Here is a 15,552-nt window from a genome sequence, read left to right as displayed (position 1 = left end):
TGACTTTGCCAATTTCAGAATGCTTATTGCAAACCGAAATTATTAGAAAGTTGTTGGTCTTGTTCTTGAACGGCATCAGCAGTGCTATTCAATTGTTGTTTAATTTCTTCTAATAATTGTGCAAATTTTTCTACTTTAGGACTAAGTTGTTGGAATTGCTCTTCGAAACGGCTGAAAGCTTGACCTTCCCAGTTCGCTGCAATTTCACCTTGTGCACGTGTTAAATCAGATAAAATTTGACGGATTTGGTCTGAACCTTGCCCGTAAGATTGCGATTTTGCTCTGATTTCCTCTGGACTCATCTTAATCATTGCCATAACTAGAAACCTCCTGAATATTTTAAGTTTATCAAAACTTTTTAGGGACACTATTTTTTGAAAAAGTGCTCCTTACTCAAATAATATATAAATTATTAGTATATGTATATAGTTTTTTAAGTATTTTTAGCTTTTTTTAAATAAATATATTGAATATACCCATATATTTTTAATTAACCATTCATTTTTGTAATATAAATGTGTATACTAAAATTAAATTAAATACATAAAGGATTAAATGGTTATTATGAAGAAAACAATTTTACTGACGATGACAACTCTTACTTTATTTAGTATGTCGCCTAACTCGGCTCAAGCATATACGAATGATAGCAAAACATTAGAAGAAGCAAAGAGAGCACACCCAAACGCACAGTTCAAAGTGAATAAAGACACCGGCGCGTATACTTATACATATGACAAAAACAACACGCCAAACAACAATCATCAAAACCAGTCACGTACAAACGACAATCATCAACACGCAAATCAACGTGATTTTAACAACAATCAGTACCATTCTTCATTAAGTGGTCAGTATACGCACATTAATGACGCAATTGATTCACACACACCGCCTCAAACGTCACCAAGCAATCCTTTGACACCAGCAATACCGAATGTCGAAGACAATGACGATGAATTAAATAACGCTTTTTCAAAAGATAACAAAGGGCTTATTACAGGCATCGATTTAGACGAATTGTATGACGAATTACAAATCGCCGAATTTAATGACAAAGCAAAGACTGCTGACGGTAAACCTTTAGCATTAGGTAACGGTAAAATCATTGATCAGCCTCTTATCACAAGTAAGAACAACTTATATACTGCTGGACAATGTACATGGTATGTCTTTGATAAACGTGCCAAAGATGGACACACGATTAGTACATTTTGGGGAGATGCTAAAAACTGGGCAGGCCAAGCTTCAAGCAATGGCTTCAAAGTAGATAGACACCCAACACGAGGATCAATTTTACAAACAGTAAATGGTCCATTTGGTCATGTAGCCTACGTTGAAAAAGTTAATATTGATGGAAGTATTCTAATTTCAGAAATGAACTGGATTGGTGAATATATCGTTTCATCAAGAACCATCTCTGCTTCAGAAGTTTCATCATATAATTACATCCATTAAATTAATCATGACATCAATAAAAAGCGACCAGTTCGCAGTTTACAATTCGTAACACTGCAAAATTGGTCGCTTTATTTTGTATGTTATTCGATTATTAAATATGATGTTTACCTTCAAAATTGCAATAACTTGTCACCTTAAAGTTAACCGACATTTTTCAAGAATCATTATGTAATCAAACTATTTTTTGTAGTTTATTAGATTTTCAATAACTTATTAAACATTATTATAACTAAAATTCTATTAATTTAAACAAAATTTAAAATAAACCATTTAATAAAATGTATTGTTCTGATATGATTAACTCATAAATAATTGGGAGGAAGCAAAATGTCTAAAAAGTTAAAAATTATAATTCCTATTATTATTGTCTTATTATTAATAGGTGGAATCGCATGGGGAGTTTATGCATTTTTTGCAAACACACCGAAAAATACATACTTAAAAAGCGAACAACAAACTGCAAAAATGTATAAAGATTATTTTAATGACCGTTTTGAAAATGAAGTGAAGTTCCAAGAAAAGATGAAAGATAATTCGTTTTTATCTTCATTAGAATTAAGCGCAGATGCATCAGATGAAATTGTTAAGGGGCTTGGTATTCCTAAATCTGTTGTTAATGCTTCGAAAATTAAAATGTCATATGGACATGATCCTAAAAAAGAGAAATCAATGATTAATCTTGAACCAACAATCGCAGACTCTGCATTAGGGAAATTCCAGTTAGCTGCAGATAAAGATAAGCATTATTTCGAATCACCATTATTTAAAGGGAAATATAGTGTTAATAATTCTAATTTATTATCAACGTATTCAAAACTTACAGGTGAAGATGAAGAAACAGCAAAAGAAAATGGTATTACAAACCAACAACTAAATTTAAATACTCTTTTTAGTAATGCTCAAGCACAACAAAGTGACTACAGCAAAATTGCCGAAAAATATTCCGAACTTATTGTCGACAAATTAGATGACGATAATTTTGATAAAGGTAAAAAAGAAGAAATTAAGGTTAATGGTGAAAAGTACAAAGTTAGACCTGTCACGTTAACACTTAGCAGAGCTGACACTAAAAAAATTACATTAGCTGTATTAGAAGAAGCTAAAAAGGATAAAGACCTTAAAAAATTAATGGAAGAACAAGGTGCTACAAAAGACTATGATAAGGACATCAAAAAAGCAATTGACGATGTCAAAGAAACTAAAAAGGATGAATTTGCTAAAATTCAATCTAAAATTTATACCGAAAAACATACGATTGTAAAACGAGAAATTACTATTACAGACAAAGAAAATAATAAAACTAAAATCAAAGGTACTAATACTTTAGAAGACGATAAGTTAAAACTAGATTACGCACTTGATTTCGATCAAGATAAATACACGTATGCTGAAGCGAAATATACAATTAAAGGCGTATCTTCTAAGGAAAAAGACAATAAATACAGCGATAAATACGAATTTGGTAAAAAGACAGAATATGATGAATCAAAAATCAAATTAGATAACCAAGAAAAAGTAGATGGCACAAAACGTCAAGATAAAGGTAAAATCACTGTCGCATTAGATAAATATAGCGACGAAAATGAATTCACTTTTGAAAATAATATAGATTCTGACGTAAAAAATAACACTCAGAAATCTACGTTAAATATCGGCATCAAATATGCTGAAGAACCAATTAATTTCATTTTAAAATCTAGCACAAAATTGAAAGCAGATATTGATTTTGATGATAGTGGTGCGAAAGATTTCAATAGTCTATCTTCAAAAGACCGTGAAAAACTTGAAAAAGAAATCGAAAAAAATGGCGGCAAAATGTTTGAATCAATTTTAAAAAAGGCATCTAAATAACTAAAATATAAAAATAAGATTGAAAGGTCATCTTGCCTTTCAATCTTATCATTGGAGGAGTGGTTAAATGAAAACAATACATTTGTTTCGCATCTACCACTCTTTTTTATTGAAAAAGTGGTATTTGATTATCTATTTACTATTTATCTTAGCGGCACTCCTTATTACATTAACGACGATCCAACATGTAACAGAAGATGACAATCATTTTAATATAGGTGTCGTAGATAAAGATCAATCAAGTGAAACGAAATTAATCTTAAACTCTATTGGTAAAGGGAGTAACCTAGGAAAAAATGTAAGCATTAAAGCATATGATGATAAGCAAGCACATACTTTGTTAAAAAAACATAAACTTCAAGGCTATTTTGTTTTTGATAAAGGTATGACCAAGGCATTTTATAAACAAGGCGAACTACCAATTTCAGTATATACATATGATCAACAATCCATGAAAAGTGTCGTGCTATCTCAGCTAACAGATTCTGTTTACCAACGTCTTATGCGATCAATGGGTGGCATCTTAGCTTTTCAAGACTTAGCACCGAAAGCATCACATTCTGACAGTATCAATGTTATGACTGATTTGCTGATTACAGGATTAAACCGTTCAGGTGCATTTAACTTAGAACCGATTCATTTATACGATACGGGCAGTTATTATGCAATTACAGGATTTTTAGCAACGGTATTCATCTTTGCACTATCTTTATTTACAGTTTTGAAAATGAATCAAGATACTGTATTGAAAGCGCGATTGAAAATGTTTCATTTTTCTAAAGAGCGTTTATTAATCATTCGTGCGTTGATTACATGGTTTTATACTATGTTATGGAGTATCGTTGGTGTAGTTTGGATTGTGTTCAGTATTCCGAATACCTTTGAATTATATAATTGGCCAACGTTAGCCATTCATTTAAGCTATTATGTTACCTTTTTAATACTGTGGTTATTACTCATCGAACTTTTAACAACAGGCTTGTTGAATAGTATTAGTAAAGTCATATTAGCTATTGTCATCCTGGTGTTATCTGGTTTAACAATACCTACGATTTTTTTACAACATATAGCAAATGGCGTTTTCAATATTCAACCGTTCGCAGTTGTAACAAATCAATTGTTAGAAATTATTTTAAACAACTACATTTTAGAACTGCACCCTAGTTTCTATCTTAGCTTCATCGCACTTTTGATAATTAATTTAGCTGTATTGGTTTGGAGGTATCGTCAATGAAGCCTTATATACAACTTGTTTTGTTCAAGCAATGGTTACAATACATCTTGCTCGTAACAACCATTGTCATCGCACTCGTACTTATTGGTATCGGTTACCGTGTAGCACATGACAACTTCAAAATACCGATTACCATTCAAGATTTAGACCAAACCACTGCATCAAAATCATTCGTCAATAAAATTAAACAATCTGACTATGTAACTATTAAAAAAGTCGATGAAGATGAAAGCTATATTGAAGATGATGTTACTAAAAAGGAAGCTATTTTAAGCATGCAAATTCCTAAAGGTTTCTCTCAAAAATTAAAAGAGAACCGTTTAAAAGAAACGATACAGTTATATGGTAGAGATGACTTTATAGGTGGTATTGCTATAGAAATTGTTAGTAGTTCATTATATGAACAGCAAATTCCTAACATTATTTATGAACACCTTGAGGATATGAAACAGCATCAATCCATCGATGCTATCAACAAGTCCTATCATAAACATACACCTGAATCTAAAATCAAATTTGTGTCGCTTACTAAACAAGCACAACACTCTATTTCAATTAGCTTAATCTTTGCGGTGATTTTATTTGTTAGCGCTGTTCAAGTAGTACTTCATTATCGTTTAAACCAACAAGCAGCATTGCAACGATTATCACAATATCATTTAAGCCGTTTCAAACTATATAGTACTTATGTAATGACACATACGATCTTGTTATTGTTGGTACTATTGGCAGTTAGTCTATATTTGTCTCAACCACTCAGCTTAATATTTTACTTAAAATCATTGTTACTTATATTGATTTATGAGATAGGTATCGTCTTTATCTTATTCCATATTCAAACAATAAGTCATCGTTTATTCATGACATTTATATATGCACTTGCTATGGGTATCGTATACTTGATTATTTTCATGTAAAGGAGCGTAACTGATGATAGAAATTAATAATCTTTCAAAGCGTTACCGTAACAAACAGATTTTCAATCATTTAACTATGTCCTTTGATAGTAATCGTTTAACCGTATTACTTGGTGATAATGGTGCTGGAAAATCAACATTACTTCGTATGATTGCTGGTATTGAAAAAGCTAATGATGGAACTATCAACTATTTCGGCGAAAAATGGAATCAAAGACAAATACAAAATCACATCGGTTATGTGCCACAAGACATTGCGTTATTTGAACACATGACAGTGGCTGAAAACATTAAATTTTTTAAATCACTTTGTAAAAATCCAATTAATGATACAACTATCAACGAATATTTACAGCAATTAAACTTTGATGATACGTCTGCCAAAGTATCTACATTGTCCGGTGGAAATAAACGTAAAATTAATATATTAGTAGGTTTACTAGGTCAACCTCGAATTCTCATTTTAGATGAACCGACAGTTGGTATTGATTTAAAATCTAGACATGACATCCACCAACTACTTAACATCATGAAATCTAAATGTTTAATTATATTAACTACCCATCATTTAGATGAAGTGGAAGCACTTGCAGATGATATCAAGTTAATTGGCCAAGATCCTTTTTATCAACATGTTTTAGAGGACAAGCAATGGGCTTATACCTATTATTAAAACGAAAAAATCCCAAGTTGCGTATGATATTGTAACTTGGGATTTACTGTATTATCTACTTTGCAAGTATGACGTTGGCTCTACTGCATATTGATTACCGATGCCACCAGACATACGTTGGAAGTGTACGTGAGGCGCTGTTGAATTACCCGTACTACCTGAATATGCAATTTGGTCACCAGCTTTGACTTTATCACCAGCTGAAACAGTTAAACGATTATTATGCATATACCATTGGTAGTTATTACTGTTCGCTTCTTTAATAGTTACTTGATTGCCGCCACCATAGTTACTCCAACCTGCTTGTACTACTGTACCATCAGTTAATGAGTAAACTGGTGAATTTTCAGGCATTGCATAGTCGACACCGTAATGCGCACCACCACCGTGATATTGTCCATATGGTTGTAGTTGTTTACGACTTGTTAACCAGCTTGCGTCTTTCGCATGACCACTAGCTGTCGCTTTACTTGCTGATCCACCATTTTGATTAGATGTGCCATTAGGATAATTGACCTTTCCATTACCATCATGGCTGTTATACGCTTGGTTGTTGTTACTATGTGAATAATAGCTCGCGTCTGGACCTACATTTGATTGATAACCATATTGATTAATATGCTGTTGGCTTTGACTCGCTGTGTAGTCATTGTTATCTCCTGCTGTTGCTGGATTCACATATGTTTGGCCGCTTCCATTGGCATTTGCATTTTTTGGATAACAGTTATAAAAATAATGCGTATGTCCTTGAGCATCTACGAATGTATAGCTATATTCTTTATTATCAAACATTGCTTGATTCCAGTTACCATCAGGTGTGTGATGATAATCCCCATTAGAATCAATTGTATAATAAGTACCATAAGATACGTCTTGTGATTGTGTTGACATTAGTGTATGTGCTTGTTGGGTGTTTGTCGTTTCTGCTGCATCTGCTTGATGCGCCATTGTAAATGTAGCGAAGCCCATCGTTGCAATCGCTGCTGCTGTTAATTTTTTCATGTATAAAACATCCTCCATTAAAGTTAAAGTTAGTTTTCAATTAAACTGTACTGCACATACTAAAAGAATTAGACAACTGAGTAAAGGATTTAATTCTCATTTTCCAACTATTTAATATTCCCGAAATGTTTTACTAAACTCATTACATTGTCATTACAAAATAGCCATACATTGATATTAAAATGACATCTCTCACTGCATTCGCTTAAGCTTTTATAAATTTTCAAAATTAACAACTAATCATTCGTCCATGTTCGCGGTTCAACGCTAATGTATGATAGTAATCATCCATCAAATCATATCAACCAAATTCCATTCTCAATCGCTATTGATTGTCATTCAACTTTCTAATAGTGATATGCTTCTCAGGCTTAAAAATCGTCATATCTTTTCTATTAATTAAATCATCTGTGAGCTTTAATGCTACTATTTCATTGCTGCCATAATACTTAATATATAACGTTCTTGTAGTTAAATTTATTACGGTCTGATACATCGTATAGTGATTGTCAGCATCATGCGGACGTACAATTCCAATCGGTATATTTACCGCATCTAATAAATAAAATGCATTCATTAAATCCATTTCTTTATCATTGTTTTGAGCAATGTTTGCTTTCATAAATGCCATTCTCACAAAGCGCTCAGTTGAAGTAAATCCACCTGGCAATCCAAATGTACCTGCTTCATTGCCTAAAGGTTCAATCGTTACACCTTCCAATAACTTTGCTGTTGCTGGATAAGGAGAAATATTGATATATTGTCTTAAATTACTATAATGCCAATCTAAGTCTGGATGATTTGTTAAGACACCAATAGGGTTATCTTTTATAACCACTTCCCCCTCTTTAAATGAAACTTCGACTGAATGTCCAGTTGCATCGGAAACATGATAATGCAATGGCGGAACTTCACCGATGTCATTTAAATATACCGCTACAACATGTATTTGGGATGCTTGTTGTTTCATATCTTCAATGCTTGTTGTATATCCCAAAATCCATGTCACAATTTCATTTTGCGTAATATTCATCGCGTCCGCTTTGTGTGTTGAGCCATATGAACTATAACCTCGGAAATATTGTGTCGAAATAGCAACGCCATGTTCATTAACACCATCACCATAAATAAAACCTTCCATATCTGTTCCTGTACCAATAAAGCCATATTGCGTTTGGCCTGTCGTGCCAGTGCGAGATGTCCAACGATAATTTCTAGGCGTCACTGCTGGCGAACCATCTAATGGATAATCATAATCCATCGTGCGTCCAAGAAGTACTTGATTATTTAAAGTTTGTATTGTGAATCCTGTGCACATTGTTCTCACTCCTCTGTACCTTCATTTACTTTAATCACTTTCAAATAAAGCTGTTTCACTTAAACATACTATAAAAAATCAATCATACAAGCAATTAATTGATATTCATTCTCAATAACTGTGGTATGATATGTAAGGAAATCATGACTTATGTGTGAGTGAACGATCATCTATACATCCGTTCACTTCATCTCATGACTTTCTATATTTAATTTTTACAAGGAGTGACATCTGTGAATAACACACAATCTTCACCACGCAGTAATATTATTATTGCGATTATGTTGTCTGCATTAACATATTGGTTGTTTGCACAATCATTTATTAATATAGGACCTCTCGTTGGTCAAACGTATCAAACCTCTCCTGCCGTGTTAAATTTATCTATTAGTTTAACTTCCTTCGCCACAGGTATCTTCATGGTGGCTGCAGGTGATATTGCTGATAAAATAGGACAACTGAGAATGACATACATGGGTCTCATAATCAGTATGTTTGCATCTCTTCTATTAATTATATCGGACATCACTGCACTGCTCATCATCGGTAGAATTTTACAAGGTCTATCAGCAGCTATCTTGTTACCTTCAACAGTTGGCGTTTTAAATAATCAATTTAAAGGAGAACATTTAAGACGAGCGATTAGTTATCTAATGATTAGTACTGTTGGGGGCATCGGCCTAGCTGGTGTTATCGGCGGTTTAATTGCTACAAATTTCGGATGGCAAATGAATTTCATCATTAGTATAGTCATTGCTTTCATTGCCATATTACTTCTAAAAGGCACACCTGAAAAAGTAAGTCAACATAGCCACCGTCATCCGTTCGATTACAAAGGTATGTCGATTTTCGCTGTTATGATTGGTAGCTTTACATTATTGTTAACACAAGGATTCGAACAAGGTTGGTTTAGTACATTCTCATTCATTTGTCTGAGCATTTTTATCATCACTACGCTGATATTCATCATCATCGAACGTCGACATGAAGTACCTTTTATTGATTTCTCAGTATTACGCAACCGTCCGTTCATTGGTGCATTTTTAAATAACTTTGTTTTAAATAGCGGTCTAGGCGTTACAGTGGTCTTTTTCATATATGCTCAAACACACCTTGGTTTATCAGCTGCGCAATCTGGACTTGTTACATTGCCATATGCCATTGTGGCAGTTGCGATGATTCGTTTAGGTGAAAAAGCAACATTACGTTTCGGTGGCAAATTGATGCTCATCATTGGTCCGTTGTTCCCTGTCATCGGCATCACTATTATTAGCATGACTCAATTATCGGCATCACAATATGTCATTGCAGTTATCATTGGTTTCGTCATTTGCGCAATTGGAAATGGTTTAGTCGCAACACCCGGCCTTACAATTGCAATTTTCAGTATGCCAAATGAAAAAGTTGGTTTAGCTACAGGATTATATAAAATGAGTGGTACATTAGGTGGCGCCTTTGGTATAGCACTAAGTACTACAGTTTTCAGTATGTTACAACTAAACTATGCACCAAGTGTAGCTGCAACCGTAACATTTATCGTCAGCATTGTATTGATGATCCTTGGCTCATTGTCTGCATACATGATCATTCCAAAAACAGTTAAATCTTAAATATAATAGAAGAATTATGTTTCGAAATATCTTTATCACTTTAAAATGATATACAAGAAATTCAAGAAAAATAAGCGAAGAACGTTTTTCTCTGTTCTTCGCTTACTCTAATTATATTCACTATCAATTAGACAAAATGGCCATTTTCAAATATCACGCGTTGTTTCTGACCTTGAATATATTTATTATAATTCTCTTTTTGAAAATCAGTTAACATTAATTTAGATGTACCGTATTTTAACACTTTTTGCATTGTTTCTATTCTCATTTTTCTAAATAACCATCCATCTTTTAACACAATACGATTAACAGCATCATATGATAATTCTACTGTTTCTTTAATTTCAAATGTCTTGAATGAAATAATCGTGCACATTAAAAACGTATCACCAAAGTAATAAACATCTAAATCATCACGTTTATGTTGTCCAACTAACAAACGACCATATTCGAACTCTTTTTCTGGATATTTCAATTCTAAAAAACTAATAATCTCTTCTTCTTTTAATTTGAATTGCATTTAAAAACATCCTCTCTTAAGTTTTAACAAGCCTTAATTAAAAATTTTTTCAATCACATAGTTCAATATACATCATTTCGTTATGTTTTTTAATACTTTGTTCAAAAACAAATATTTTATTCTTTAAAATAATGACTTTTGTATTTTTCATCACAATAAACATTTTAAAATTCTTGTTATCATAATCATTAAAAGGTATTAACCTTAATAATATATTCTCTCGTCTCAACCTTAATCGTATACTTCAGACGTCTGTTTGTAGACAATAAAAGTCATTCACGTCTTCATATGTCATCAAATGTTTATCATGATATGATGAATATAATAATCGGGTATATAACTGTATGATTAATTACACAATAAAGAGAAGGAATATAATATGAAAAAAGTGTCAATTAAAGATGTTGCTAGAGAAGCTGGTGTATCAGTTACAACTGTGTCACATATTTTAAATCATAATGATAGTCGTTTTTCCGCAACAACGATAAAAAACGTACATGCTGTTTCAGAACGTTTAGGCTATGCCCCTAATAAACATGCAAAACAATTGCGCGGCAGTAAAATTCAAACTATTGGCGTCATTTTACCTAGCTTAACAAATCCGTTTTTCTCAGCACTGATGCAAAGTATTCATGACCATAAACCATCTGATGTTGATTTATGCTTTTTAACATCTACAGCAACTGATTTGTATGACAATATTAAACATTTAATTGATCGAGGTATTGACGGATTAATTATCGCACAATACATATCATCCCCGGACGCCCTAAATAACTATCTAAAGAAACATCATGTACCTTATGTCGTACTGGATCAAAATGACCATCAAGGCTATACAGATTTTGTTCGGACAAATGAATATCAAGGTGGACAACTTGCAGCACAACATTTAATAGAACTCGGTCACAACCATATGATAATTGTTGCACCATATGACATGATGTCGAATATGTCGACTCGTGTCGCTGGATTTGTCGATACTTTGCGCGCGAATCAATTGCCAGAACCACAAATCGTCCATACTGAATTATCTAAGCGCGGTGGGCTAACCATTGTTGATGACATCATGGTTCAATCTGCCACTGCAATCTTCGCTATTAACGATGAACTCGCTATTGGCATTTTACGAGGACTAATTGAACATGGCATCAGTATCCCGAAAGATATCTCATTAATAGGTTATGACGACATTGATTATGCAGCGTACGTCTCGCCACCTTTAACTACTGTGGCACAACCTATAACTGATATTGGCAAAACATCTTTAACCTTATTACTTCAACGATTACAGCACTTAGATAAATCCATTGATATGATTGAATTACCAACGACTTTAAAAATTCGTGCAACAACTGGCTATCATCTTTCAAACTAACTACGTATCTTCCGAAATATACTCATCATTGTTAGGCCCTTAGCGTTGCTTTAATGCTGAGGGTTTTTAATCATAATTATTTCACTAAGAAATTAAAATAATAATGTATGAATTTTTAAATATGATTTAAACGTTTTCAGTTTTTATGAAAACGCATGCATTTTGCAAATAAAAATGGTACGATGGCATTGGTAAAACGTTTTACTAAAAACAAATCGTGAGGTGTATAACATGAGCATTGTTGCATTACTTATCGGGTTAGGCCCCTTAATTGGCTGGGGCTTCTTCCCAACAGTCGCTTCAAAGTTTGGTGGTAAACCTGTACATCAAATTATCGGTGCTACTGTAGGTACGTTAATCTTCGCTATTATATTAGCCGTAGTCACATCAAGTGGCTTCCCTACTGGAACCAATTTGCTATTCGCCTTATTATCAGGTGCAGGATGGGGATTCGGACAAATCATTACATTTAAAGCGTTCGAATTAATCGGCTCATCTCGTGCCATGCCAGTCACAACAGCATTCCAATTATTAGGCGCATCTTTATGGGGTGTCTTTGCATTAGGAAATTGGCCAGGCATTGGTCATAAAATCATTGGATTTACAGCTTTAGTCGTTATTCTAATTGGTGCACGTATGACAGTTTGGAGTGAACGCAAAGAAGCAAGTAACGCCAAAAATTTACGTCGTGCAGTGGTACTTCTGTTAATTGGTGAATTTGGATACTGGTTATATTCAGCTGCACCGCAAGCAACTTCTATTGATGGCCTAACTGCCTTTTTACCTCAAGCAATGGGTATGGTAATTGTTGCAGTCATTTATGGCTTTATGAATATGAAATCAGAGAATCCATTCCGTAATAAAATTACGTGGTTACAAATTATTTCAGGTTTCTTCTTTGCATTTGGTGCCTTAACATATCTTATTTCAGCACAACCTAATATGAATGGTTTAGCAACTGGATTTATTCTTTCTCAAACATCCGTTGTGCTTGCTACATTAACTGGTATTTATTTCTTAAAACAACATAAAACTTCAAAAGAAATGGTTATTACAATTATCGGCTTAGTACTCATTTTAGTAGCCGCTTCTGTTACAGTATTTATAAAATAAGGAGTGTAGATGTCATGAAAAAATCAGCTGTTTTAAATGAACATATTTCAAAAGCAATCGCGACAATTGGTCATTTTGATTTATTAACGATTAATGACGCTGGCATGCCAATTCCAAATGATCATCGCCGTATCGACCTAGCTGTCACAAAAAACTTACCACGCTTTATTGATGTCTTAGCTACAGTGTTAGAAGAAATGGAAATCCAAAAAATATACTTAGCAGAAGAAATAAAAGAACATAACCCTACACAATTGCAACAAATTAAACAATTGATTTCATCGGAAATCGAAATCATTTTCATTCCTCACGAAGAAATGAAAAGTAACTTAGCTCACCCATTAAATAAAGGTAATATTCGTACTGGTGAAACAACGCCCTACTCTAATATTGCATTAGAATCGAATGTTACTTTTTAAAAATTATAACTTGAAAGGAGCATACACATGACCAACAAAGTTGTTATTTTAGGTTCAACGAATGTCGATCAATTTTTAACAGTTGAAAGATATGCACAACCAGGCGAAACATTACATGTTGAAGAAGCACAAAAAGCATTCGGCGGAGGTAAAGGTGCCAACCAGGCTATTGCCACTGCACGCATGCAAGCAGACACAACATTTATTACTAAAATTGGCACTGATGGCGTTGCTGATTTCATCTTAGAAGATTTTAAAGCGGCTCATATTGATACATCATATATTATCAAAACAACTGAAGCAAAAACGGGCCAAGCCTTTATCACTGTGAATGCAGAAGGACAAAACACCATCTATGTTTATGGTGGTGCGAATATGACGATGACACCTGAAGATGTTATTAACGCAAAAGACGCTATAATCAATGCAGACTTTGTCGTTGCACAATTAGAAGTACCCATCCCGGCTATTATATCTGCATTTGAAATTGCCAAGGCACATGGTGTGACGACAGTATTAAATCCTGCACCAGCGAAAGCATTACCTAATGAATTATTATCATTAATCGATATTATTGTGCCAAACGAAACAGAAGCCGAATTGTTATCTGGGATTAAAGTAACTAATGAACAATCTATGAAAGACAATGCCAATTACTTTTTATCTTTAGGCATTAAGACTGTTTTGATTACGCTAGGTAAGCAAGGTACATATTTTGCTACTAAAAATCAAAGCCAACACATCGAAGCTTATAAAGTAAATGCGATTGATACAACTGCTGCAGGCGACACATTTATTGGTGCATTTGTCAGTCGCTTAAACAAGTCGCAAGATAACTTAGCAGATGCTATTGATTTTGGTAATAAAGCGAGCTCACTCACTGTACAAAAACACGGCGCGCAAGCATCTATTCCTCTACTAGAAGAAGTAAATCAAGTTTAAATGAATCAAACACAGCTATGATATGAAGGTTTAGCATATAACATGCAACATTCGTATATCATGGCTGTGCTTTTTTATCTTTATAAAACATCATCTATTAGAAATAATTTTCCACTAAACCTATGCTTGTTGACTCATGTTTAGTTATAAATGAAGTGACAATTTTTTGTAATCTTTTTAACTTCCAAATTATTGCATATAAATATGCTATATTAATGATAATAATTATCAATTAAAAGGAGGTTATGCTATGTCTAAAGAAGCTGGTCATACATTTTTAGCTAAATTAGGAAAAACTCGTCTACGCCCCGGTGGTAAAGAAGCAACAGATTGGTTAATACAACAAGGGGCATTTTCACAAGATAAACAAGTGTTAGAAGTGGCATGTAATATGTGCACAACATCTATTTATCTAGCTCATACATATGGCTGTCACATTCAAGGCGTTGATATAAATAAGAAAGCATTAGAAAAAGCACAGGAAAATATTTCAGCAGCAGGTCTTGAATCATATATTCAAGTTCAACAAGCGAATGCTGTTAAATTGCCCTTTGATGACAATCAATTCGATATCGTTTTAAATGAAGCAATGTTAACAATGTTACCCATCGCCATAAAGGAAAAAGCATTACGCGAGTACTACCGAGTCTTAAAGCCTGGGGGTATCTTGTTAACACATGATATTGTCATCGTTAATGAATCACATGCCACACATGTTGTTAAATCATTATCTGCAGCAATTAATGTCAATGTCTCACCGCAGACGAAACTTGGCTGGTTAGATTTATATCATCAAGCTGGTTTTAATCATGTGCATTATCATACTGGTCCAATGAGTTTAATGACACCAAAAGGTTTAATTTATGACGAAGGTATTGTTGGAACTATAAAGATTATCAAAAATGCTTTAAAAAAAGAAAATCGACCAATGTTTTGTAAAATGTTTAAAACGATGACTAAATTGCGTAAAGATATGAATTATATTACTTTTGTCGCTAAAAAAGAGGACTAAATATAATGCCACTAACTGTACTTTGTATCTATGTTTGACTGCTACTTTAATTTCTTTGTGACACTAATCATCTACTTAACAATATCGTTATCGTTGATTAGT

At 33.4% G+C, this 15,552-nt stretch carries 17 protein-coding genes; 11 read left to right on the top strand and 6 right to left on the bottom strand.

Annotated features, from left to right (window positions below):
- Positions 1 to 23: 23 nt before the first annotated feature.
- Positions 24 to 317: a WXG100 family type VII secretion effector EsxA gene (esxA, locus tag NSS86_RS13755; protein WP_001240826.1), complete on the bottom strand. Its 294-nt coding sequence runs from the start codon at positions 315 to 317 to the stop codon at positions 24 to 26.
- A 247-nt stretch (positions 318 to 564) separates the two neighbouring features.
- On the opposite strand from esxA, the gene NSS86_RS13750 reads away from it, so the two are divergent.
- The 5 genes from NSS86_RS13750 to NSS86_RS13730 all read left to right on the top strand — a co-directional run bounded on the left by NSS86_RS13750 (position 565) and on the right by NSS86_RS13730 (position 6,136).
- Positions 565 to 1,458, top strand: coding sequence for a CHAP domain-containing protein (locus NSS86_RS13750; RefSeq protein ID WP_000751215.1), 894 nt, complete (start codon positions 565 to 567; stop codon positions 1,456 to 1,458).
- A 330-nt stretch (positions 1,459 to 1,788) separates the two neighbouring features.
- Entirely contained in the window at positions 1,789 to 3,312 is a 1,524-nt protein-coding gene (locus NSS86_RS13745) for a DUF6583 family protein (protein ID WP_000038535.1), read from the top strand.
- Between the two features lie 67 nt (positions 3,313 to 3,379).
- Positions 3,380 to 4,546: an ABC transporter permease gene (locus NSS86_RS13740; RefSeq protein WP_000848761.1), complete on the top strand. Its 1,167-nt coding sequence runs from the start codon at positions 3,380 to 3,382 to the stop codon at positions 4,544 to 4,546.
- Entirely contained in the window at positions 4,543 to 5,463 is a 921-nt protein-coding gene (locus NSS86_RS13735) for an ABC transporter permease (RefSeq protein ID WP_000806102.1), read from the top strand. Before NSS86_RS13740 ends, NSS86_RS13735 begins: the two co-directional genes overlap by 4 nt.
- Before the next feature lie 13 nt (positions 5,464 to 5,476).
- Positions 5,477 to 6,136, top strand: a complete 660-nt coding sequence (locus tag NSS86_RS13730; protein ID WP_000570070.1) for an ABC transporter ATP-binding protein — start codon at positions 5,477 to 5,479, stop codon at positions 6,134 to 6,136.
- 51 nt (positions 6,137 to 6,187) lie between these two features.
- On the opposite strand, the gene lytM is transcribed toward NSS86_RS13730, so the two are convergent.
- Positions 6,188 to 7,138, bottom strand: coding sequence for a glycine-glycine endopeptidase LytM (lytM, locus tag NSS86_RS13725; RefSeq protein WP_000736785.1), 951 nt, complete (start codon positions 7,136 to 7,138; stop codon positions 6,188 to 6,190).
- A gap of 325 nt (positions 7,139 to 7,463) precedes the next feature.
- Positions 7,464 to 8,456, bottom strand: coding sequence for a linear amide C-N hydrolase (locus tag NSS86_RS13720; protein ID WP_000337368.1), 993 nt, complete (start codon positions 8,454 to 8,456; stop codon positions 7,464 to 7,466).
- A gap of 233 nt (positions 8,457 to 8,689) precedes the next feature.
- Here NSS86_RS13720 and NSS86_RS13715 point away from each other — a divergent pair, with 233 nt between their 5' ends.
- On the top strand, positions 8,690 to 10,066 hold the full coding sequence (locus tag NSS86_RS13715; RefSeq protein WP_001066548.1) for an MFS transporter: 1,377 nt from the start codon (positions 8,690 to 8,692) through the stop codon (positions 10,064 to 10,066).
- A gap of 127 nt (positions 10,067 to 10,193) precedes the next feature.
- Here the strand turns inward: NSS86_RS13715 and NSS86_RS13710 are convergent, their stop codons facing one another.
- Both NSS86_RS13710 and NSS86_RS13705 read right to left on the bottom strand, forming a co-directional pair.
- On the bottom strand, positions 10,194 to 10,586 hold the full coding sequence (locus tag NSS86_RS13710; RefSeq protein ID WP_001159765.1) for a hypothetical protein: 393 nt from the start codon (positions 10,584 to 10,586) through the stop codon (positions 10,194 to 10,196).
- 49 nt (positions 10,587 to 10,635) lie between these two features.
- Complete coding sequence (locus tag NSS86_RS13705; RefSeq protein WP_001792075.1) at positions 10,636 to 10,815, bottom strand: NADH dehydrogenase; 180 nt, start codon at positions 10,813 to 10,815, stop codon at positions 10,636 to 10,638.
- Between the two features lie 150 nt (positions 10,816 to 10,965).
- On the opposite strand from NSS86_RS13705, the gene NSS86_RS13700 reads away from it, so the two are divergent.
- The 4 genes from NSS86_RS13700 (at position 10,966) to rbsK (ending at position 14,438) form a co-directional block, all read left to right on the top strand.
- Positions 10,966 to 11,964: a LacI family DNA-binding transcriptional regulator gene (locus tag NSS86_RS13700; RefSeq protein WP_339302290.1), complete on the top strand. Its 999-nt coding sequence runs from the start codon at positions 10,966 to 10,968 to the stop codon at positions 11,962 to 11,964.
- 231 nt (positions 11,965 to 12,195) lie between these two features.
- The gene (rbsU, locus tag NSS86_RS13695; RefSeq protein ID WP_000029196.1) at positions 12,196 to 13,077 is read left to right on the top strand and encodes a ribose transporter RbsU; all 882 of its coding nucleotides are present in this window, start codon (positions 12,196 to 12,198) and stop codon (positions 13,075 to 13,077) included.
- Between the two features lie 14 nt (positions 13,078 to 13,091).
- Positions 13,092 to 13,496 (top strand): D-ribose pyranase, encoded by a 405-nt coding sequence (rbsD, locus tag NSS86_RS13690; protein ID WP_000747873.1) that lies wholly within the window; start codon positions 13,092 to 13,094, stop codon positions 13,494 to 13,496.
- Between the two features lie 27 nt (positions 13,497 to 13,523).
- Entirely contained in the window at positions 13,524 to 14,438 is a 915-nt protein-coding gene (gene rbsK, locus NSS86_RS13685; RefSeq protein WP_000182746.1) for a ribokinase, read from the top strand.
- Between the two features lie 97 nt (positions 14,439 to 14,535).
- Here the strand turns inward: rbsK and NSS86_RS13680 are convergent, their stop codons facing one another.
- Positions 14,536 to 14,670, bottom strand: coding sequence for a hypothetical protein (locus tag NSS86_RS13680; RefSeq protein WP_001789860.1), 135 nt, complete (start codon positions 14,668 to 14,670; stop codon positions 14,536 to 14,538).
- An 18-nt stretch (positions 14,671 to 14,688) separates the two neighbouring features.
- Here NSS86_RS13680 and NSS86_RS13675 point away from each other — a divergent pair, with 18 nt between their 5' ends.
- Positions 14,689 to 15,450 (top strand): class I SAM-dependent methyltransferase, encoded by a 762-nt coding sequence (locus NSS86_RS13675; RefSeq protein ID WP_000031262.1) that lies wholly within the window; start codon positions 14,689 to 14,691, stop codon positions 15,448 to 15,450.
- Positions 15,451 to 15,552 lie beyond the last annotated feature (102 nt).

This window comes from Staphylococcus sp. FSL W8-0056 (assembly GCF_037963075.1).
Lineage (GTDB): Bacteria > Bacillota > Bacilli > Staphylococcales > Staphylococcaceae > Staphylococcus > Staphylococcus aureus.
The sequence above is the reverse complement of the archived record's forward strand: the minus strand, read 5'-3'. Positions and strand labels throughout refer to the sequence as shown.

What these genes read in the sequence shown, in the direction of transcription:
- rbsD (WP_000747873.1), top strand. Translation starts at nt 13,092, where the DNA reads ATGAAAAAATCAGCTGTTTTAAATGAACATATTTCAAAAGCAATCGCG.
- NSS86_RS13740 (WP_000848761.1), top strand. Translation starts at nt 3,380, where the DNA reads ATGAAAACAATACATTTGTTTCGCATCTACCACTCTTTTTTATTGAAA.
- NSS86_RS13730 (WP_000570070.1), top strand. Translation starts at nt 5,477, where the DNA reads ATGATAGAAATTAATAATCTTTCAAAGCGTTACCGTAACAAACAGATT.
- NSS86_RS13675 (WP_000031262.1), top strand. Translation starts at nt 14,689, where the DNA reads ATGTCTAAAGAAGCTGGTCATACATTTTTAGCTAAATTAGGAAAAACT.
- rbsU (WP_000029196.1), top strand. Translation starts at nt 12,196, where the DNA reads ATGAGCATTGTTGCATTACTTATCGGGTTAGGCCCCTTAATTGGCTGG.
- NSS86_RS13720 (WP_000337368.1), bottom strand. Translation starts at nt 8,456, where the DNA reads ATGTGCACAGGATTCACAATACAAACTTTAAATAATCAAGTACTTCTT.
- esxA (WP_001240826.1), bottom strand. Translation starts at nt 317, where the DNA reads ATGGCAATGATTAAGATGAGTCCAGAGGAAATCAGAGCAAAATCGCAA.
- NSS86_RS13710 (WP_001159765.1), bottom strand. Translation starts at nt 10,586, where the DNA reads ATGCAATTCAAATTAAAAGAAGAAGAGATTATTAGTTTTTTAGAATTG.
- NSS86_RS13700 (WP_339302290.1), top strand. Translation starts at nt 10,966, where the DNA reads ATGAAAAAAGTGTCAATTAAAGATGTTGCTAGAGAAGCTGGTGTATCA.
- lytM (WP_000736785.1), bottom strand. Translation starts at nt 7,138, where the DNA reads ATGAAAAAATTAACAGCAGCAGCGATTGCAACGATGGGCTTCGCTACA.
- NSS86_RS13750 (WP_000751215.1), top strand. Translation starts at nt 565, where the DNA reads ATGAAGAAAACAATTTTACTGACGATGACAACTCTTACTTTATTTAGT.
- NSS86_RS13735 (WP_000806102.1), top strand. Translation starts at nt 4,543, where the DNA reads ATGAAGCCTTATATACAACTTGTTTTGTTCAAGCAATGGTTACAATAC.
- NSS86_RS13745 (WP_000038535.1), top strand. Translation starts at nt 1,789, where the DNA reads ATGTCTAAAAAGTTAAAAATTATAATTCCTATTATTATTGTCTTATTA.
- rbsK (WP_000182746.1), top strand. Translation starts at nt 13,524, where the DNA reads ATGACCAACAAAGTTGTTATTTTAGGTTCAACGAATGTCGATCAATTT.